Here is a 19715-nt window from a genome sequence, read left to right on the forward strand (position 1 = left end):
GGGGGCGGTTCGCGGCTGCGTACGCAGGCCGGGTGCAGCTCGCCCGCTCCGCAGGACTCGGCGCGTACGCGCAGATCGCGCCGGGCGGCCCGCCACGGTGTGCGACTCAGGCATTTGCCTGAACCGCGGGCGCCCTGTGCGGTGTTGGAGGCGGGTGCCGCCTGGTCCCCTTGAGTGTGCGGGTGAACACGCTTCCGGCGTTCACCGCACGCGATGTTCCCCGGGCCCGTCACCGCACCAGCGGTGCGGGCAAGGGTCCGTACCGAATGGGTGAATGGAGACGGATTTCTGTGAGCACGGTGCTGTTGGTGCATGCCAAGGGTGGTCCGCCGCTCGGCCATGTCCTGTCGCGGACGGCTGCGAAGGCGGACGTGCACCTGCTGGCGCTCAGCGCTCTTCCGCCTGCCGTGACGGGGGCCGCCGACAGACTGTGCGCCTCGGTGGTGACGCCCGGCGACGCGGGATGCTCCGACCTGGTGTCCTTGATCGTGGCCCGGGCCAGGGAGGTGGGCGCGGACGCGGTGCTCACGTTCTCCGAGTACGCGGTCGTGGCCGTCGCCGGGGCCTGCGAGAAGCTCGGTCTGGTGGGCGCGGGCGGCGCCGTCGAACTCGCCCGCGACAAGCGGCTGATGCGCAGCACCTGGGAGCAGTACGGTCTGCCGCAGCCCGCGTTCCGTGCTGTCGCCACGGAGGCGGACCTGCATGCGGCGGTGGATTCCCTGTCCTGCCCGCTGCTGCTCAAGGCGGCCTGGAGCGCGGGGTCCACCGCGCACCAGATCATTCGCTCCCCCGGTGAGGTGTCCGCCGCCTGGGCTCGTTCGCGTGAAGTCATGGCGGAGTCGGCCCGGTTGGGATTCGCGGAGCTTCATGTCGCCGCGGCCGACGCGGACTTCGTGGTGGAGGAGATCGTCAGCGGTACGGCCGCGGACTGGTTCGCGGAGCCCGGCTGGGGCGATTACCTCAGTGTCGAGGGTGTCGTGGCGGGCGGTGTCTTCCATCCCGTCTGCCTCAGTGGCCGGATGCCCACCATCGAGCCGTTCACCGAGCGCGCCGGTATCACCCCCGCCCTGCTCTCCCCCGACGCGCAGGACCGGGTCGTGGCGCTGGCCCGTCGCGCCGTCGACGCTCTGGGCCTGCGCGACTGCGGGACACACACCGAGATCAAGCTCGGTCCGGACGGCAGCATGTGGCTGATCGAGACGGCTGCCCGGTTCGGCGGTGCGATGACGGTGCCGCAGATCGAGGAGGTCTTCGGGCTGGATCTGATCGGCATGCTCGTCGATCACCTCCTGGGGCGGCCGGTCGCATGGCCCGAGCAGGCTCTGACGCCTGCTCAGGCGCGCGGTGCGGCGGGTTCCCTGGTCGTCCTCGCGGTCGACGGGCGGGGTGAGGCCTGGCAGGACCGCAGGGTCTGGGACTTTCCCGTGGTCGCCTCGGAGGTGCCGCTGAGCCGGGGCAGTGAGCTGTCGGTGGTGGCGGAGAGTTCGCTGGCCGACGGCAGCGTCGTACCGGTCTACGACCCGGCTGCGGGCGCCAACACCATGGCCGCGCTGTGCCTGCTCTTCGCCGCTGACCCGCAGACGGTGCTGCGGGACTTCGAGACCCTGGTGGGCGCCCTGCCGCGGGTGCTGCCCGCCGCGCGGTGCGAGGAGGTCCCGGCATGAGCGCCCCGCTGGTCACCGGTGCCGCCGAGCAGGCCACGGACCGCACGGTCGTCGGCGAGAACCTCTCCCTGCCGCTGTTCAGGACGCTGTCGGGGGTGCTGGCCGGGCACCCCTATCTCAAGGTCGTCGTCGACCGTGCGGAGAACACCTGGCACGTGCTGGACACCAGCGCGCACCCCTTCCACGTCAACTACGTCGCCACTCGGGTGCTGGGGATGGACCTCACCGCGCTGGACGAGGATCTGGACGCGTTCAACGCCTCCGTCTACACCGATCCCGGGCGCCGTTTCCTGCTCGGTGTGCTGTCCCTGCACAGCGAGCAGGACCCGGAGGGCCGCGAGCGGCTGTTCCTCGTTCTGGAGACGACCGAGGCCGACACCATGCACGGCGAACTGCTGGAATTCTTCTATGAGTTCGTGCGTGCGCGGGTCGACAGCAGGCTGCCGCTGCTGCTCAAGCCCGCCAACCACGGGCAGGAGGAGGAGCTGTCGGCGATCAGCGAACAGCGTGTGCCGCGCATCCTGAGCCACGAGCTGTTCGGGTCCCGGGAGCGGACGCCGCTGAACCCGGGCGAGGCCACCGGGCGACTGCGGTTCTTCCGTACGCAGCAGGAGTACGCGGCGGCGGAGGCGGGCCTGGGCTGGTCGGACATCGTGGCGATGCCGTGCCTGCCCGACGACGTGCCGCGGGTCGCCGGTTTCGTCAACACCGCGCCCATCACGCCGCTTTCGCACACCAATGTCCTCGCCTCCGGCTGGGGCATCCCCAACGCGATCGTGCGCGACCTGGAACAGCTGGTCGAGCAGGGCGGCCTCGACGGCGCGTGGGTGCGCTACCGGGTCGGCGAGGACGAGATATCCCTGCGGCGGCTGGATCACGAACCCGACCTGCGGGCCCCTGCCTGGCACCAGCAGCGCATCCGCCTCGAACCGCCGCTGCTCGAGGACGCCCCCGTGCTGTCCCTGCACCGGCTGCGCAGCGCCGACCGTGACCGCTACGGCACCAAGGCGGCCAACCTCGGCGAGCTGCACCATGTGCTCGACAGCCGCACCGCGGATCTGACGTCCTTCTACGGACGGCCCCGGCCGCCGCGCGAGGACCTCTACGGGCACCTCGCGGCCCGTCTCGGCCTGAGCGCGCCCTCCGCCGGACAACTGCGCGCCGCCGCAGCCGAGTTCGTAGCCGGCGCGGTCAGCGCTCCGGAGGGGGTCGCGGTTCCCTTCGCGCTCCAGCAGCGTTTCCTCGCCTCCTCTCCCGTCCTCCAGCAGGGCATCGGCAAACTCAAGCTGGCGCTCGAACTCGACGCCGCCGACGTCCTGGACTCGCTCTGCCTGCACCTGCAGCACCTGATCCGGCACACGCCCGTCCCCGAGGCGGTCACCCGGCAGATCGACCAGGCCTTCCCCGCCGCGACGGCCTCGCGCGGACCTCTGGTGGTGCGCTCCTCCTCCAACGCCGAGGACCTCCCGGGGTTCTCCGCGGCGGGCGTCTACGACTCCGTCACCACCGTCCACGGCACCGGCGAACTCCTGGACGCCGTACGCCAGGTGTGGGCCTCCCTGGTCTCACCCCGCAGCGTGCGGCTGCGCCACCAGGTCGGCATCTCGCTCGACGACACCTACATGGGCGTGATCATCCAGGAGTACGTGCCGGCCGTTCTTGGCGGTGTCCTGGTGACCTGCAATCCGACCCGCCGGGAGGACTTCCGCAACGTCTACCTCAACTGCTCCCCCGGCTCCCCCGAGCAGGTGGTCGACGGCTCGGTCCTGCCGCAGCAGTACCTGTACAACACCGTGGAGGGCGGCGGCCGCACCGTCGCCCTGGGCTCCTGGGGCGAGGGGCTGCCGGCCGCCACCCGCGCCCGGCTCGCCGACCTGTCCCTGACCGGACGGCTCCTGCAGTCCCACTTCAGCGGGGCGGACGTGGACAAGCCGCTCGACATCGAGTGGCTGATGACCGAACGGGGCGACTTCCGGCTGGTCCAGATCCGCCCCTACGCGCTGTGAGGACGCGTCCTGGCCCACCGCGTCCCGGCACGGGGTCGACCGCGGGCCCGACGGACACCGCCCGCCGGATCATCCGGCTCAACTACGGCTTCCAGCTGCTGTTCAACCTGCTGTGGTGGATGCCGGTGTTCTACGCCTACCAGAAGGCGGCCGGTCTCTCGGACGGACAGATCTTCGGCATCCAGAGCATCTACTACGTGGCCTTCTGCCTGCTGGAGATCCCGACCGGGCTGATCGCCGACCGGATCGGCACCCGCAACTGCCTGCGGGCCGGAGCGGTGGTCATGACGGCGGCGAACCTGGTCCCGGTCGTCAGCGCCTCCTACACCGGTTTCCTCCTGCACTTCCTGGCCATCGCCGCCGGCCGGTCACTGACCTCCGGAGCGGCGAGCGCCTACCTGTACGACGGGCTGCGGGCGGAGCGGTGCGATCAGCACTATCTGCGGGCGGAGGGCACCGCACGGGCCCTGGGGCTGGCGGCGAAAGTGGTGTGCTGGCCGCTGGTCGGGCCGTTGATGGCCCTCGCCCACCCGGCGCCGTACGTGCTCAGCGCCGCGAGCGCGGCGGGCTCCCTCGTCTGCGCCGTGATGCTGCCCCGGCTCGCGGGAACAGGCGCGGGTTCGGGCCGGGCCGAGGGGGGACGGCGGGGCGGCGCGTTCCTGCGGGACGCGGGTACCGCGCTGCGCTGTGTCGCCTCCTCGCGGTGGCTGGCCCTGGTGATGGTGCAGGGCGTGGCGGTGTTCACGCTGTCCCGGATCTGCCAGGTCAACCTCTTCCAGCCGATCCTGCTGGACCACGGCATCGCCGAGGCCTCGCACGGCGGGGTGCTGGCCGCGATGACGGTGGCGGAGGCGCTGGCCTCGGCCCGCCCCCAGTGGCTGAGCCGCCGGCTGCCGCCGGTCGCCTGGGTGTCCGTCCTCAGTCTCGCGCTCGCGGGCACCCTGGCGGCGATGACGCTCGGCGGGCCGTGGGTCGTCGTCGTGCTGCTCTGCCTGTTCGCCGCCGCGACCGGTTTCGCGTTCCCCGTCCAGCGCAAACTGGTCAACGACGCGGTGCCGGCACACGCCCCGCGGGCCACGCTGCTGTCGGTCGAGAGCATCGTGGACCGCGCGGTGTGCGCACTGGCCGCGATCGCCGCGGGCGCGTACCTGTCGGCCGGGCACCTGGACGCCCTGCTATGGCACAGCGCGCTGGCGACGGCGGTACTGCTCGGGGCCTTTCAACTCCTGGTGCGCAGCGGGGTGGTTGCGCGGGACCGGCCCGGGGAGCAGGTGGTGCCGGCTTCGGAAGCCGGCCGTGCCGGGGCCGCGGGCACGGATGACGGCGGCCCGGAGACTGCGGACCGGCTTCCCGGCTGACCGGAGGAGGCCTTGGGGGTCGCGGTCGGATCCGTGGCCCTGGTGCCGGCGCCGGCGCCGGCGCCGGCCCGCGGCCGTACGCACCGGAGCGGGAAAGGGGCGTACGGCCGCGGGCACTGCGCGTGGACGTCCGTCAGTGCCGCCACCGGGCCGCTACCGGCCGAGGAGTTCGACCAGCCCGGCCGGCAGGAACGCGGGCCGGTGGGGCCGGCCGGCCTGGTAGGCCACGAAGCCCAGCGAGGAGGCGACGGTGACCTCCTGGGCGGTCTCCGCCTGGTAGACGACCCGGCAGCGGCCCGAGTCGGTCTTCGCGCGCTGCCACAGGACCGGAGAGGGTTTGCGTTCGGCTTCGGTGCGCGGGGTGCGGATGCGGTCGCCGAAATCCTCCCAGGCGAACGGCACCGGGCCCCGCCACGTCGCGTCGACCTCCTCCTTCAGCCGGGCGGCACGCTCGGCGTCGGTCGTGCCCCAGGAGGGCGGAACGTTGGTGATCAGGCCGACTCTGATGTGGCGTTCGCGCAGGGTCCGCAGATATGAGGCGGCGCCGCGCAGGTAGGCGGTGCTGCCGTCGTCGGCGGTGTGCACCAGGGTCTCCCCCAGGTCGAAGTACACGACGGGGCAGGTGTGTTCGCTGCCGGCAGGGGCAGTGCGGGCTGTGCCCGTGTCTGTGCTCGCGTTCCCGGGGGCGGCCGCAGCCACCGGGGCGCAGAGCAGTGCCGGCACCAGGACTGCGCCCAGCGCGAGGCGCGCACGGACCGAACTGTTGGAGGCCATATCACCCTTCACCTTCTCTTGCCGCGGACATGACACGGTATCCGGCGGATGGCCCAGCGGTGGGGTGAGCGCGTCATCCGCCGGCGCGGAGCAGCCCGGCACGAGCCAAACGTGTGAACGCGGGCCGCGCCCCTCGAGCTGCGGCGTGCCGCACCCACCCCGTCGAGGCTTCGCCCTCAGCCAGGAGTCGCGCACTCGGGCGGTCTGGTGGTGCACGACAGCGACGCCCCCCTGTCCTGGGGTTTCGACACCTACAACGGCCGCCAGAACCTGATCCATCCGTTCCTGCGACGCCGGCGGGCCCGCAGCACGACCATCCCCTACCGGCAGAACCGGGCGGTGATCTTCAACTCCGACCTCGGACGCCGTCCGGCACCGGGTCGACAAGACCTGTCGGCGACGTCATCAGGAGGTGAAGACCTTCCCCGGGTTGAAGATTCCGGCCGGGTCGAAGACCTTCTTGGTCGCGCGGTGCAGGTCGAGCACCGCGGGGCTCAGTTCCCGGGTCAGGCCGCGCATCTTGAGCAGCCCCACCCCGTGCTCCCCGGTGACGGTGCCGCCCAGCGCGATCGCCTGGTCGACGACCTCCTCGAACACCCCGCGCCCCCGGGCCAGGGCGGCCTCGTCGCCCCGGGGAACGACCATCATCGGGTGCAGGTTGCCGTCCCCCGCGTGGGCCAGACTCGCGATGTGCACGTCGTGCGCCGCGGCGATCCGCTCCAGGTGGGCGAGCATCCGCGGCACGAGCATGCGCGGTACGCAGATGTCCTCGCTGAGCACCAGGCCCAGCCGCTCCAGCGCCGGATAGACCAGCCGGCGCGCGGCGAAGAGGGCATCCGCCTCGGCAGCGTCGGTCGAGCGGGCGCTCCAGGTCGCGCCCGCGCTCTCGAAACAGCTCAGGACGGTGTCGGCCTCCTGGTCCCCGGCGGCTCCGGGGGCGTCACAGCGGGCCAGCAGCAGGACGTTCCCGGCGTCGGTGAGACCCATGTTCTTCCAGTCGTCCACGGCGCGCAGGCAGTAGCGGTCGACGAGTTCGAGGGCGCTCGGCACCACTCCGGAGGCGACCACGCGGGCGACCGCACGTCCCGCGCCGGGCAGGTCGTCGAAGTAGCCGACGACGGTCCGCTCCCTGGCCCGGGCGCCGCGCAGCCGCAAGGTGATCTCGGTGACCAGGCCCAGGGTGCCCTCCGAGCCCACCATCAGCCCGGCCAGTTCGTAGCCCGCGGTGCCCTTGGCGGTCTGCCGCCCCAGCCGGACGGTCTCGCCGCGTCCGGTGACGGCCTCAAGCCCGAGGACGTAGTCCCGGGTCACCCCGTACTTCACGCAGCACAGCCCGCCCGCGTTGGTGGCCACGTTCCCGCCGATCGTGGACCACGGGGCGCTGGCCGGGTCGGGCGGATACCAGAGGCCCTTCTCGGCGCAGGCCGCACGCAGATGGTCGTTGACCACGCCGGGCTGTACGACGGCGAGCCGCTCGTCGGGGTCGATGCGCAAAATCGCGTCCATCGCGGTGAAGGAGACGACCACGCAGCCCTCGATGGCGTTGGCGCCGCCGGACAGCCCGGTGCCCGCGCCGCGCGCGACCAGCGGGACGCCCCGCTCGGCGCAGTACGCGACCACCGCGGCGGCCTCGGCGGTGTCGTGGGGGCGTACGACGGCGGCGGGCATGCCGAAGGGGGCGCCCGCCGCCTCGTCGTGGGCGAAGGAGGCGCGGGTGTCCCGGTCGGCGATCACCCGTCCCGCTGGGAGGAGCCGCGCCAGCTCGGATGAGGTCGTGGCGGCCGGAGGAGCTTCGGTGGCCGAAGAGGCCGTGGTGGCTGAAGGAGTCGCGGTGCCCATCTTGGCGACGCTTTCACTGGCCCCGCCGGGGGTCAATTGGCCTTTGGTCCAGCCGGATCCGCAGGTGTACGAAAGGCCAATTGCCGTGCCTCAGAGGGCTGCGCGAGGGTGGTTGGACGCCAGGTCAGACAGTCAATGGCGGCCAGCAGGGGGGAAATTCACATGGCGGTGGTGCTTTCGGGTATCGGAGGATTTCTCCCTCCCAGAGTGGTCACGAACGACGACCTTTCCGCGACGCTCGACACGAATGACGAGTGGATCAGGACGCGGACCGGAATCAGTGAACGCAGGGTCGTCTCGGACGGCCTTTCGACCGGCTCCCTGGCCGTGGAGGCCGGTGCCCGGGCGCTGCGGTCCGCCGGGGTGAGCGGGGTGGACCTGGTGGTCGTGGCGACCACCTCCCCCGACCGGCTCTGCCCCGCGGTGGCACCGGAGGTCGCGTCCCGGCTCGGCATGGGCACGGTCGCGGCCTTCGACCTCACCTCGGCGTGCAGCGGGTTCCTCTACGGACTCGCCACGTGCGCCGGGCTGATCTCCTCGGGGACCGCGGACAGCGTGCTGTTCATCGGCTCGGAGGCCTTCACCACGCTGGTCAACCAGCAGGACCGCGGAACGGCGCCGATCTTCGGCGACGGAGCGGGCGCGGTGGTACTGCGCCGCGGTGAGGACGACGAGCCCGGCGCGCTGGGCCCCTTCGACCTCGGCAGTGACGGCTCGCTCGCCGATCTGCTCGCCATCCCGGCCGGCGGTTCGCGCCAGCGGTCCGCGGACGCGGGCCTCGGCCACGAGGTGGTGCCCACCGGGGACTGGTACCTGCGGATGGAGGGCCGCCCCCTCTACACGCAGGCGGTCGAGCGCATGACGCAGTCGGCCGGGGCGGTGCTCAAGCGCACCGACTGGTCCGTGGCGGACGTCGACTGGTTCGTCGGGCACCAGGCCAACGTCCGGATCGTGCGTGCGGTGGCCGAGGAACTCGAAGTCCCCATGGAGCGCGTCGCGGTCAACATCGACCGGGTCGGGAACACTCTGTCGGCCTCGGTCCCCCTGCTGCTGAACGACATCGCCGCCGACGGCGGTCTCAAGGCCGGCGACCGGGTGCTGCTGTCGGCGTTCGGAGCCGGTCTCTCGTGGGGCTCGACGACCCTCGTCTGGCCCGACATCCCTGCCGAGCACGTGAACTGACCGAGCACGTGAACCGACCCGCCTTCACCAACATATTCCGAACCAGGAGACACACCATGAGCACCGTTCAGGAATCCGTCGTCGAGGTCTTCGTCTCCCGCTTCGATCTCGACGCCGAAAGCGTCGTCCCGGAAGCGACCTTCGACGACCTCGGTCTCGACTCGCTGTCCCAGATCGAGCTGGCGACCGCGCTGAAGAAGCGCCTCGGCGTCGTCATCACCGACGCCGAGCTGTCCGAGGTGGAGACCGTCTCGGACATCATCGCCCTCATCGAGCAGAAGCCCGCCGCCGTCTGATGAGCGGCTTCACGGCTCCCGTCACCGGTATCGGGCTGATCACCCCCGCGGGCATCGGGGTCAAGGAGAACTGGGAGCGCGTGGTCGACGGACGGCCCACCGCCGCCCACCACGACGACCTGGCCGGCCTGCCGGTGACCATGGCCTGCCGGGTGCCCGACTTCTCGCCCCGGCGGCTCGGGCTGCGCGGCGCCTGGCAGTTCGACCGCTACTCCCAGTTCGCCATCGCCGCGACGCGCGAGGCCCTCGCCCAGGCCGGTCTCGTGGCCGGGGAGTGGGCGGACAGCGCACGGGTGGCCGTCATCGTCGGTTCGGGGGCCGGCGGCACCGCGACGCTGGAGGAGCAGCACCGGGTCCTGATCGAGGAAGGACCCGACGAGGTCTCCCCGATGACCCTGCCGATGGGGCTGCTGAACATGGCGGCCGGGCAGGTCGCCATCGACATCGGGGCCAACGGCCCCTGCCTGGCGCCATGCACCGCGTGCGCAGCCGGAGCCAGCGCGATCGGCCTCGGCCGGGAGCTGCTCCGCTCCGGGCTGGCCGACATCGTGATCGCGGGCGGCGCCGAGGCTCCGATCACCCCGCTCTACGTGTCCTCCTTCGCCCGGATGCGGGCACTGTCCAGGCGCCTGGACGACCCGGCGACGGCCTCCCGTCCCTTCGACGCGACCCGCGACGGGTTCGTACTGGGCGAGGGCGCGGGGATCGTGGTCATGGAGTCGGAGGAGCACGCCCGGGCCCGCGGCGCCCAGACCCTGGCCCGCGTGATCGGGTACGGCGCCTCGGCCGACGCCCACCACGTGACGTCCCCGCATCCGGAGGGCAGGGGCGCGGAGCTGGCGGTCCGGGCGGCGCTCGCCGACGCGGGCCTGACCGGCCGCGACGTGGACTACGTCAACGCCCACGGCACCTCCACCCCCCTCAACGACGTGATCGAGGCCGGGGTGATCCGCCGGGTGATCGGCTCGGACGCCAAGGTCAGCTCCACCAAGGGGGTCACCGGGCACCCGCTCGGCGCGGCGGGCTCCATCGAGGCGGCGTACGCGGCGCTCGCGGTGCACCACGGCGTGATCCCGCCGACGGCCTCGCTCACCGAGGTCGACCCGCGGGTGGACGTCGACGTCGTGCACGGCGCGCCGCGGCTGGGCCCGGTGGACATCGCCCTGAGCAACTCCTTCGGGTTCGGCGGCCAGAACGCCGCCCTGCTGATCTCCTCGTGAACCGCACCAGAACCGTGAAAGGACCTCCCAGATGAACCCGGCCGCCACCGCCGACCTGGCCAGGCTGCTCTTCGACGGCAGGTACGAGCAGGCGCACAAGGACATCAGCGAGCTGCTGCTCGACCCGGTCTTCGATCCCCGTGAGGGCCTCACGATGAACGAGGCCGGGAAGCTCGCCTACGAACGGTCGCGGGTGGTGCACGCCGGACTGGAGCGGCCCACGGAGATTCTCAAGGACCCCTGGCGGCTGTTCGCCCTGGCCGAGTGGCCGTCGCTGGTCGACGTGTCCACGTTCTCGCTCCTGATGGTCCACTACAACCTCAGCTTCGGCACGGTCGTCGAGCACGGCGACCGGCCCGAACTCAAGGACCTCGTCGACGAGCTGGACCGGCTGGACTCGTTCAGCCCGTACATGGCCACCGAGCTGGGCTACGGCAACAACGTGGCCGCCATGCGCACCGAGGCGGTCTACGACGCCGCCTCCCAGACCTTCGTCCTGAACACCCCGGACGCGCTGGCCCAGAAGCACATGTCCTACAGCGGGTTCCAGGACGTCCCCAAACTCGCCGTCGTCATGGCGCGGCTGAAGGCGGACGGCAGGGACCACGGCGTCTACCCCTTCCTCGTTCCGATCAGCGACGGCACCCGCCTGCACGAGGGGGTCCACGCGGCTCCCTGCCCGGAGAAGCCCGTCCAGGGCCTGGACAACGGCGTCACCTGGTTCGACCACGTCCGCGTCCCGCGCCGCAACCTGCTCCACGGCGACATGGGCGGCTTCGACGAGAACGGCACCTTCCGCCCCACCTCGGGCAACCAGCGCAAGCGGTTCCTGCGCGCCATGAGCCGGATCCTGCCCGGGCGCCTGTGCGTCTCCAGCTCGGCGGTCGGCGCGGGCCGGGCCGGCGTGTACATCGCGCTGCGCTTCGCGGCGCAGCGGCTCACGAACGCCCCCGGCCGCAACGACCTTCCGGTGATCGAGTACCGGAGCCACCAGCTGGCCCTGTTCACCGCGCTGTCCAAGGTCTACGCGATGACCCTGCTGCTCAACCACGCCAAGCGGGAGTTCGTGGCGGCCCCGGCTGCCGTGCCGGCCGAGCTGAACCACCTGATCTCGATCACCAAGGCCCTCTCCACCTGGGAGATGACCGAGGTCATCGCGGTCTGCCGGGAGCGCTGCGGGGCCCAGGGCATCTTCAGCGCCAACCGGATCGCGGACTACGGCTCGCTGCTGCAGGGCCTGGTGACCGCGGAGGGCGACAACCAGGTCCTGCTCGCCACCACGGCCGGCCAGATCATCGCCCAGAGCCAGGCCGAGGAGGAGGTACCGTCCGAGGCACCCGACCCCGCCGGGCGCGATCTGCGCGACACCGCGTTCCTGCTGGCGGCCCTGCGCCACCGGGAGCGGGAGCTGCTCGGGGCCGCCCGTGCCGCCATGGCGGACGAGTCCCGTGAGCGTACCTACCTCGAGGCCTGGAACGACACGATGAACACCGGGCTGACCATGGCCCGGGTGCGGGGCGTGCGTACGGCACTCGAGTGCTTCACCGAAGCGGCCGGGGGCGCCGAGACCGAGGAGGCACGGACCGCGCTCGGCCTGCTCGCCTCGCTGTACGCGCTCACCGAGGTGCAGCGCGACGCGGGCTGGTACCTGGCCCGCGGGGTGTTCACGGCCGGGCAGGTCGAGGAGCTGCCGCAGGTCCTGGACGCCCTGTGCGCCCTGATCCGGCCGTACGCGCAGACGCTGATCGGCGGTTTCAACCTGTCGCCCGAACTGCTGCGCGCCCCGATCGCCGCGGACGACTACGTGAGCGCCTTCCAGCAGCGGACCGGAGCGTTCGGTCCCGCCGGCGCCCAGCCGACCACCGGGAACTGATCACCATGACACGGCACACCTATCCCTGCCCGATCCGCTGGTCCGACATGGACATCTACGGGATCGTCAACAACGTCTCCTTCGTGCGCTACCTGGAGGAGGCCCGGGTCGACTTCATCTTCCGGATGGCCCCGACCGAGGGTGACGCGTTCTTCCGGGACGGCTCGGTGGTCGTCTCCCACCAGATCCGCTACCGGCGTCAGCTCGTCCACCGCCACGAGCCGGTCGACATCGAGATGTGGGTCTCGGACCTCCAGTCGGCGACGGTGACCGTCGACTACGCGGTGCGGGACGGCGACCTCGTCTACGCCACCGCCTCCACCACGATGGCCCCGTTCGACTACCGGGCGGGCCGCCCCCGTCGGCTCACGGACGCGGAGACCGGCTTCTTCGAGAAGTACCTCGAAGAGACCGGGTCGGCACGCTGACATGCGCCTGCTCCGGATCGGCCCGCAGGGCGGGGAACGGCCGTGCGCGGTCGGCCCCGGTGGAGTGGTCCGCGACCTGTCGTCCTGGGTCGCGGACTGGACGGGCGAGAGCCTGGACCCGGACGTGCTGCGCGAGCTGGACGCCCGGCTGGTGCGGGAGGCCGGCACGCTGCCGGTGGCCGACCCGGCCGCCGAGCGGGTCGGCCCGCCCGTCCGGCCGGGCGGGCACCTGCTGTCGATCGGCCTCAACTACCGTGCGCACGCCGCCGAGGCCGGTCTCGAGCTGCCGGACGAGCCGATCGTCTCCAGCAAGGCCCCGATGACGCTGGTCGGTCCGAACGACGCCCTCCTGCTGCCCCCGGGCGGCGAGAGGACCGACTGGGAGGTCGAGCTGGCGGTCGTCATCGGACGGCGTGCCCAGTACCTGCCCGACCGGGCGGCCGCCCCGGCCCACGTCGCGGGCTTCGCCACGGGCAACGACGTGTCCGAGCGGCGCTGGCTGCTGGAGCGCGGCGGTCAGTGGGTCAAGGGCAAGTCCTTCGAGTCCTTCAGCCCGCTGGGGCCCTTCCTGGTCACACCCGACGAGGTGCCCGACCCGCAGGACCTGCGGCTGAGCTGCACGGTCAACGGCCGGGTCATGCAGGACGCCTCCACCGCCGACATGGTTTTCGACGTGGCCCATCTGGTCTGGTACCTCAGCCAGTTCATGGTGCTGCACCCCGGGGACGTGATCCTCACCGGCTCCCCGGGCGGGGTCGCGCTCGGCCGCCCCGACCAGCCCTACCTGCGCCCCGGCGATCTGGTCGAGGCCGAGGTCGCGGGTCTGGGCGCGCACCGCCAGCACTGCCGCCAGGCCGTGCGGCCCGCTGCGCCGGCCCGGGCGGCGTCGCCGCGCGGCCCGGCGCCGGGAGTCAGCCGGCGGCCGGTGCCGCGCCCACCGGCCGCCGGCGGGTCAGCGGCACTCTGATCGTCACCGCACATTGCCGTACCGGCTCCGGAAGGGGAACGACAAGAGATGCCCGCCCCGCAGAAGACCGCCCCGGCGAAGACGCCGGCCCCGGCCCCCGACTCCCACGGGCGGGTGGCCGAGCTGCACGCCATCAAGGAGCTGGCCCGCCGCGGGCCCGGCGAGCGGGCCACCGCGGCCCAGCACGCCAAGGGCAAGCTGACCGCACGGGAGCGGATCGACCTGCTCCTGGACCCCGGCTCGTTCAACGAGGTCGAGCAGCTGCGCCGGCACCGCTCGGTCGGCTTCGGCATGGAGGACCGCAGGCCGCACACGGACGGCGTGATCACCGGCTGGGGCACGGTCGAGGGCCGCACCGTCTTCGTCTACGCGCACGACTTCCGGATCTTCGGCGGGGCGCTCGGCGAGGCTCACGCCGGCAAGATCCACAAGATCATGGACATGGCCATCGCGGCCGGGGCGCCCCTGGTGTCCCTGAACGACGGCGCGGGCGCCCGCATCCAGGAGGGCGTCTCGGCGCTGGCCGGGTACGGCGGGATCTTCCAGCGCAACGTACGGGCCTCGGGCGTCATCCCGCAGATCTCGGTGATGCTCGGCCCGTGCGCGGGCGGCGCCGCCTACTCCCCCGCCCTGACCGACTTCGTGTTCATGGTCCGGGGCACCTCCCAGATGTTCATCACGGGCCCGGACGTGGTCAGGGCGGTCACCGGCGAAGAGGTCAGCCAGGACGGCCTCGGCGGCGCCGACGTGCACGCGGAACTGTCCGGCGTGGCCCACTTCGTCCACGACGACGAACCGAGCTGCCTGGCCGAAGTCCGCTACCTGATCTCGCTGCTCCCCTCCAGCAACGCCGAACTGCCGCCCGCCGCTCCGCAGTCGGACCCGGCGGACCGGCGCGGCGAGGCCCTGCTGACGCTCGTGCCGGCCGAGGGCAAGCTCCCGTACGACATGCGTCACGTGATCGGGGAACTCGTCGACCACGGGGACTTCCTGGAGGTCCACGAGCGCTGGGCGCCCAACATCCTGTGCGGGCTGGCCCGGCTCGGCGGGCAGGTCGTGGGCATCGTCGCCAACCAGCCCGTCGTCCTGGCCGGTGTCCTGGACATCCGCGCGAGCGAGAAGGCGGCCCGCTTCGTCCGGATGTGCGATGCCTTCAGCATTCCGCTGCTGTCCCTGGTCGACGTGCCCGGCTTCCTGCCCGGCGTGGGCCAGGAGCACGGCGGGGTGATCCGGCACGGCGCCAAACTGCTGTACGCCTACTGCGAGGCCACGGTCCCCCGGGTGCAGGTGATCCTGCGCAAGGCCTACGGCGGCGCGTACATCGTCATGGACTCCCGCTCCATCGGCTGCGACCTCTCCTACGCCTGGCCCACCAACGAGATCGCCGTGATGGGCGCCGAGGGCGCCGCCAATGTCATCTTCCGGCGGCAGATCGCCGAGGCGGACGATCCGCAGGCCACCCGGGCCGCGATGGTCAAGGACTACAGGGCCGAGCTGATGCACCCCTACTACGCGGCCGAACGCGGCCTCGTCGATGACGTGATCGACCCCGCCGGGACCCGTGCGACGCTCATCCGTGCCTTTTGGATGCTGCGGACCAAGAACTCCGAGCAGCCGTCCCGCAAGCACGCCAACACCCCCCTGTGACCGGCCACTTCCACCGTCCCGGAGCGTTCTCATGACCATCACCTTCACCACCGAGCCGGCCGAGCGGCTCGCCGACGCGGAGCGCGCCCGGGTGCTTGAGGCACCCGCGTTCGGCGACGTGTTCAGCGACCACATGATCAGCATCGACTGGGGCGTGGAGCGCGGCTGGTACGACGCCCGGATCACGCCGTACGCACCGCTCGTCCTCGATCCTTCCGCCCAGGTGTTCCACTACGGCCAGGAGGTCTTCGAGGGGCTCAAGGCCTACCGGCGCCCCGACGGATCGGTGGTCACCTTCCGCCCGTACGCCAACGCCGCCCGCCTCAACCGCTCCTGCGAGCGCATGGCCATGCCCCCGCTGCCCGAGGCGACCTTCGTCGAGGCCCTGGAACTCCTGGTCACCACCGACCGGGACTGGGTGCCCGAGCAGCCGGGCCACAGCCTCTACCTGCGCCCCTTCATGATCGCCACGCAGCGCACGATCGGCTTCTACGGCCCGTCCAACGCCTACCGCTTCATGGTGATCGCCTCCCCGGCCGCCGCGTACTTCAAGGCCGGGGCCAGGCCGCTGACGGTCTGGCTCTGCGAGGACTACACCCGCGCCGCCCCCGGCGGCACCGGCGAGGCCAAGTGCGGCGGCAACTACGCCGGAACCCTGGTCGCCCAGGCGCAGGCCCAGGAGATGGGCTGTGACCAGGTGGTCTGGCTGGACTCCGCCGAGCACCGCCAGGTCGAGGAGATGGGGACCAGCAACATGTTCTTCGTCTACGGCGACCGGCTGGTCACCCCGGAGCTGTCCGGCTCGCTGCTGTCCGGCGTCACCCGGGACTCCGTCCTCGCGCTGGCCGGCGAACTGGGCTACACGGCCGAGGAGGGGCGGATCAGCGTGGCGGACTGGCGGGCCGACGCCGAGTCGGGCCGGCTCACCGAGGTGTTCTCCTGCGGCACCTCCTCCATGATCACCCCGGTCGGCGAGGTCAGGAGCAAGGACGGCGGCTGGACGATCGGCGGCGGCGAACCCGGCCCGGTCACCGCCCGGCTGCGTGCGGAGCTGTCCGGGATCCAGTCCGGCGAGCGGCCCGACCCGTTCGGCTGGGTCCACAAGATCGCCTGATCCGCGGTGCGACTCCCCTCCCGACACATCAGAGATGATCCGAGCAAAGGTGCGCTGAACCGATGAGCCGTTCCGTCCTGGTCACCGGAGGAAACCGGGGCATCGGCCTCGCCGTTGCCCTCGCGTTCGCCGAAGCGGGCGACAAGGTCGCGCTGACCTACCGCTCCGGAGAGCCGCCGGAGGCCGCGCTGCGGCTCGGCTGCCTCGCCGTACGGTGCGACGTCACCGACTCCGCGCAGGTCGAGAAGGCCTACCGGGAGGTCGAGGAGGCACACGGCCCGGTCGAGGTGCTCGTGGCCAACGCGGGCATCACGCGGGACCAGCTGGTCATGCGGATGACCGAGGAGGACTTCGCCGCGGTCCTGGACACCAACGTGATGGGGGCGTTCCGGATCGTCCGGCACGCCGCCGCCGACATGGTGGCGGCCCGCCGGGGCCGGATCGTCCTGATCTCCTCCGTGGTGGGCCTGCTCGGCGCGGCGGGACAGGCCAACTACGCGGCCTCCAAGGCCGCTCTGGTCGGCTTCGCCCGCTCGATCGCCCGCGAACTGGGCTCGCGCGGGATCACCTGCAATCTGGTGGCGCCCGGTTTCGTGGAGACGGACATGACCAGGGCGCTGAGCGAGAAACAGCGCGCCGCGTTCCTCGGCAGGGTGCCGCTGGCGCGCAGCGCGGAGCCGCAGGAGATCGCCGCCACCGTGCGCTTCCTCGCCTCCGCGGAAGCCGGGTACATCACCGGGGCCGTCGTCCCGGTGGACGGCGGCCTCGGCATGGGGCACTGAGCCCGCCGTACGGTCCCCGGGCCCGGGTCCGAATCAGGAGTGCTCGGGCCAGGGGGCCGGGGGCCGGGGGCCGGGGGCCGGATCAAGGGTGCTCGGAGACCAGTACCGCGGTGGTGCCGCTCTCCAGCGCCTGGAACACGTGCGGGACGTCGGCCGGGTAGCTGATGTAGTCGCCCGGCAGGAGTTCCACCGGTTCCTGCGCGGTCCCGACCAGCGCCCGGCCCGTGCCGATCACCACGTGTTCCACCACCCCCGGCGTGTGCGGTGCGGACGAACGCTGCGGACCGGGTTCGGCGGCGATGCGGTAGACGTCCCGGCGGGCGCCGGGCGGGGAGGCGGCCAGCAGGGTGGCCCGGTAGTGGGCCTCGGCCGAGACCACGGCCGGGCCCTGGCCCGCCCGGATCACCTGGACCGGGGGCCGGGAGGTGGCGCCCAGCAGCCGGGAGAAGGGGATCTCCAGGACGACGCAGAGCGCCCAGAGGGTCTCCAGGCTGGGGTTGCCCGCGCCCGATTCGAGCTGGGAGAGCGTGGACTTGGCGAGTCCGGCGCGGCGGGACACCTCGGTGAGGGAGAGCCCGGCCCGGACGCGCTCCGCGCGCAGGGAGGCGGCGATCACGTCGAGGGGCGGCTTGAGCAGGAGGTCGGCTTCGGACACGAGACGTTCGCTCCAATGGTCAATTGTTCGCCTTGACGAACACCTTTGTGCCGTTCATTATAAACACCATGCGTTCGTTATGGAGAACCCTCGACCGTACCCAATGGCGTGACATCTCGCTCGTCTGCCTCGCGGTGGGCGTCATCGGTGTGTCGTACGGCGCCATCGCGGTCACCTCGGGCTTCGCCTGGTGGTTCCCGGTCCTCATGGGCGCACTCGTCCTCGCCGCGTCCTCCGAGTTCCTGTTCGTCGGGATCATCGCCGCCGGCGGCAGCCCGGTCGCCGCCCTGCTGGCCGGACTTCTGGTCAACGCCCGGCACGTGCCGTTCGGCCTGGCCGTACCCGACGTCCTCGGCCGCGGCTGGAAGGGGCTGCTCGGCACGCACCTGATGAACGACGAGACGGTCGTCTTCGCCATCGCCCAGGACGGACTCCCGCGCAAACGGGCCGCGTACTGGGCCTGCGGGCTCGGCATCCTGATCTGCTGGCCGGCCGGGGCCGCACTGGGCGCCCTGCTGGGCAGCGTCGTCCCCGACACCGACGCCCTCGGCCTGGACGCCATGTTCCCCGCGGTGATCCTGGCGCTGATCCTGCCCGCCCTGAAACAGCGCGAGTTGCGGCAGACCTCCCTGGCCGGCGTGGTCCTGGCACTGGCGTCCACCGCCTTCCTGCCGGCCGGACTCCCGGTCCTGGTCGCCCTGGCCGCCCTGCCGCTCTTCACCGTCACCGCGGCGACGAAGGAAGCCGACCGAGGAGCCGACCGATGAAGAACACCGTCCCGGCGCTCCTCGCGATGCTGGCCCTCGCGGGAGGCACCTTCCTGCTCCGGCTCGCCGGCCCGGCCCTGCGGGCCCGGATCACCTTCCCCCAGCGGGCGGAGAAACTGCTGGAGGCCTCCGCCGTCGTCCTGCTCGCGGCCCTGACGGCCACGGCCGCGCTCACCGACGGACACGAATTCGCGGGCCTGGCCCGCCCGATCGGCGTGGCGGTGGGCGGCGTACTCGCCTGGCGCAGGGCCCCGTTCCTCCTCGTCGTGCTCGCCGCCGCCGGCACGGCCGCCCTGCTCCGGCTCGCCGGAATGCGCTGACCGGAAAACGACGGCCGGAAAATGACGGAAGGCGGCCGCACAGCCGGAATATTTCGTACCGCACACACAACGCGACAAACGGCTTTTCGCAGACCTTTGCGGCGCGCTCAGGCCTCGCATCTCACATAGTGAAGTATGGATTGCCCGCCAATATCGGCCGCTAGTACGCTGCCCGCCGGGATTAACCCCGTGCAGGGCTCCGATAAACGTATCCCGAATTTCGCCTTCCCCAAATCTTCCGGTGGGTCGGCTGATATTCGGCCGACAGAGCGGCCAAAAGAAGCTGCCGGTTTCCGGGGGTAAACTGAGAGACTTTCTCCGTATTCCGCCAAGCCGCGACCGGCCGACCGCCGTCGTCTCGCTCCACCCCCGTACTTGAAGCAGGAGTACCCGAGCACGATGCGCATCACCGACACTCTCAGCTCCCCCGGCCGGAAGACCCGCATACCCACGGAGCGCCCGGTCCTGCACCGCGACCACACCTGGGACACGGTGGTGCGCCGGGTCCCGCTGCTCTCCGAGCGCGAACTGGAGGTGTTCCACCTGCTGGCGAAGGGGGCGTCGAACCGGACCATCTCGACGCAGCTCGCCATCACCGAGCGCACCGCCAAGGCCCATGTCGCGCAGATCCTGGCGAAGCTCGACGTGGAGTCCCGGTTACAGGCGGGGATCGCCGCCTTCGCCTACGAGACCCTCAGCAGGGGCGGCGGAGCCTGAGCCTGCCACCATGACGCCGGGACACCGGGCCTGTGCCTCCCGGCATGGGGAGACCTCATGGCCGGCGGCCCGCAGGGGGCCAAGTGCCGCCCGGCACAGCCGGGTT

The 19715-nt window shown here is 71.8% G+C and carries 18 protein-coding genes; 15 read left to right on the plus strand and 3 right to left on the minus strand.

The features are described from left to right. Positions 1–290 precede the first annotated feature (290 nt). From AC0ZLC_RS25090 to AC0ZLC_RS25100, 3 genes are read left to right on the plus strand one after another with little or no spacing between them, the layout of a single operon-like run. Positions 291–1664 (plus strand): ATP-grasp domain-containing protein, encoded by a 1374-nt coding sequence (locus tag AC0ZLC_RS25090; RefSeq protein WP_476754219.1) that lies wholly within the window; start codon positions 291–293, stop codon positions 1662–1664. Beyond that, on the plus strand, positions 1661–3670 hold the full coding sequence (locus AC0ZLC_RS25095; RefSeq protein ID WP_476754220.1) for a PEP/pyruvate-binding domain-containing protein: 2010 nt from the start codon (positions 1661–1663) through the stop codon (positions 3668–3670). The genes AC0ZLC_RS25090 and AC0ZLC_RS25095 overlap by 4 nt, the downstream gene beginning before the upstream one ends. Next, the gene (locus tag AC0ZLC_RS25100; protein WP_476754221.1) at positions 3667–5028 is read left to right on the plus strand and encodes an MFS transporter; all 1362 of its coding nucleotides are present in this window, start codon (positions 3667–3669) and stop codon (positions 5026–5028) included. The genes AC0ZLC_RS25095 and AC0ZLC_RS25100 overlap by 4 nt, the downstream gene beginning before the upstream one ends. A gap of 153 nt (positions 5029–5181) precedes the next feature. On the opposite strand, the gene AC0ZLC_RS25105 is transcribed toward AC0ZLC_RS25100, so the two are convergent. Both AC0ZLC_RS25105 and AC0ZLC_RS25110 read right to left on the minus strand, forming a co-directional pair. Further along, entirely contained in the window at positions 5182–5802 is a 621-nt protein-coding gene (locus AC0ZLC_RS25105; protein ID WP_476754222.1) for a hypothetical protein, read from the minus strand. Between the two features lie 405 nt (positions 5803–6207). Beyond that, on the minus strand, positions 6208–7641 hold the full coding sequence (locus tag AC0ZLC_RS25110) for an FAD-binding oxidoreductase (protein ID WP_476754223.1): 1434 nt from the start codon (positions 7639–7641) through the stop codon (positions 6208–6210). A 162-nt stretch (positions 7642–7803) separates the two neighbouring features. Between AC0ZLC_RS25110 and AC0ZLC_RS25115 the strand changes: the two genes are divergently transcribed. The 9 genes from AC0ZLC_RS25115 (at position 7804) to fabG (ending at position 17150) form a co-directional block, all read left to right on the plus strand. Then, on the plus strand, positions 7804–8823 hold the full coding sequence (locus AC0ZLC_RS25115) for a beta-ketoacyl-ACP synthase III (RefSeq protein WP_476754224.1): 1020 nt from the start codon (positions 7804–7806) through the stop codon (positions 8821–8823). 56 nt (positions 8824–8879) lie between these two features. Continuing rightward, positions 8880–9119 (plus strand): acyl carrier protein, encoded by a 240-nt coding sequence (locus AC0ZLC_RS25120; RefSeq protein ID WP_476754225.1) that lies wholly within the window; start codon positions 8880–8882, stop codon positions 9117–9119. Next, entirely contained in the window at positions 9119–10339 is a 1221-nt protein-coding gene (locus AC0ZLC_RS25125) for a beta-ketoacyl-[acyl-carrier-protein] synthase family protein (RefSeq protein ID WP_476754226.1), read from the plus strand. The genes AC0ZLC_RS25120 and AC0ZLC_RS25125 overlap by 1 nt, the downstream gene beginning before the upstream one ends. A 31-nt stretch (positions 10340–10370) precedes the next feature. Next, positions 10371–12212, plus strand: coding sequence for an acyl-CoA dehydrogenase family protein (locus AC0ZLC_RS25130; RefSeq protein ID WP_476754227.1), 1842 nt, complete (start codon positions 10371–10373; stop codon positions 12210–12212). A gap of 5 nt (positions 12213–12217) precedes the next feature. Continuing rightward, positions 12218–12640, plus strand: coding sequence for an acyl-CoA thioesterase (locus AC0ZLC_RS25135; protein ID WP_476754228.1), 423 nt, complete (start codon positions 12218–12220; stop codon positions 12638–12640). 1 nt (position 12641) lies between these two features. Then, positions 12642–13607 (plus strand): fumarylacetoacetate hydrolase family protein, encoded by a 966-nt coding sequence (locus AC0ZLC_RS25140; protein ID WP_476754229.1) that lies wholly within the window; start codon positions 12642–12644, stop codon positions 13605–13607. 48 nt (positions 13608–13655) lie between these two features. Continuing rightward, entirely contained in the window at positions 13656–15254 is a 1599-nt protein-coding gene (locus AC0ZLC_RS25145; protein WP_476754230.1) for an acyl-CoA carboxylase subunit beta, read from the plus strand. A 31-nt stretch (positions 15255–15285) separates the two neighbouring features. Then, a complete protein-coding gene (locus tag AC0ZLC_RS25150; protein WP_476754231.1) occupies positions 15286–16368 on the plus strand; it encodes a branched-chain amino acid aminotransferase in 1083 nt (360 codons plus the stop codon). Between the two features lie 62 nt (positions 16369–16430). After that, positions 16431–17150: a 3-oxoacyl-ACP reductase FabG gene (fabG, locus tag AC0ZLC_RS25155; RefSeq protein ID WP_476754232.1), complete on the plus strand. Its 720-nt coding sequence runs from the start codon at positions 16431–16433 to the stop codon at positions 17148–17150. Positions 17151–17232: 82 nt separating this feature from the next. On the opposite strand, the gene AC0ZLC_RS25160 is transcribed toward fabG, so the two are convergent. Next, positions 17233–17805, minus strand: a complete 573-nt coding sequence (locus AC0ZLC_RS25160; protein ID WP_388789405.1) for a helix-turn-helix domain-containing protein — start codon at positions 17803–17805, stop codon at positions 17233–17235. 68 nt (positions 17806–17873) lie between these two features. Here AC0ZLC_RS25160 and AC0ZLC_RS25165 point away from each other — a divergent pair, with 68 nt between their 5' ends. The 3 genes from AC0ZLC_RS25165 to AC0ZLC_RS25175 all read left to right on the plus strand — a co-directional run bounded on the left by AC0ZLC_RS25165 (position 17874) and on the right by AC0ZLC_RS25175 (position 19609). Next, on the plus strand, positions 17874–18572 hold the full coding sequence (locus AC0ZLC_RS25165; protein ID WP_476754233.1) for an AzlC family ABC transporter permease: 699 nt from the start codon (positions 17874–17876) through the stop codon (positions 18570–18572). Next, positions 18569–18892 (plus strand): AzlD domain-containing protein, encoded by a 324-nt coding sequence (locus tag AC0ZLC_RS25170; protein WP_476754234.1) that lies wholly within the window; start codon positions 18569–18571, stop codon positions 18890–18892. The genes AC0ZLC_RS25165 and AC0ZLC_RS25170 overlap by 4 nt, the downstream gene beginning before the upstream one ends. Positions 18893–19291: 399 nt before the next feature. Beyond that, positions 19292–19609, plus strand: coding sequence for a LuxR C-terminal-related transcriptional regulator (locus tag AC0ZLC_RS25175; protein WP_476754235.1), 318 nt, complete (start codon positions 19292–19294; stop codon positions 19607–19609). Positions 19610–19715 lie beyond the last annotated feature (106 nt).

This window comes from Streptomyces sp. GLSS-08, assembly GCF_056387915.1.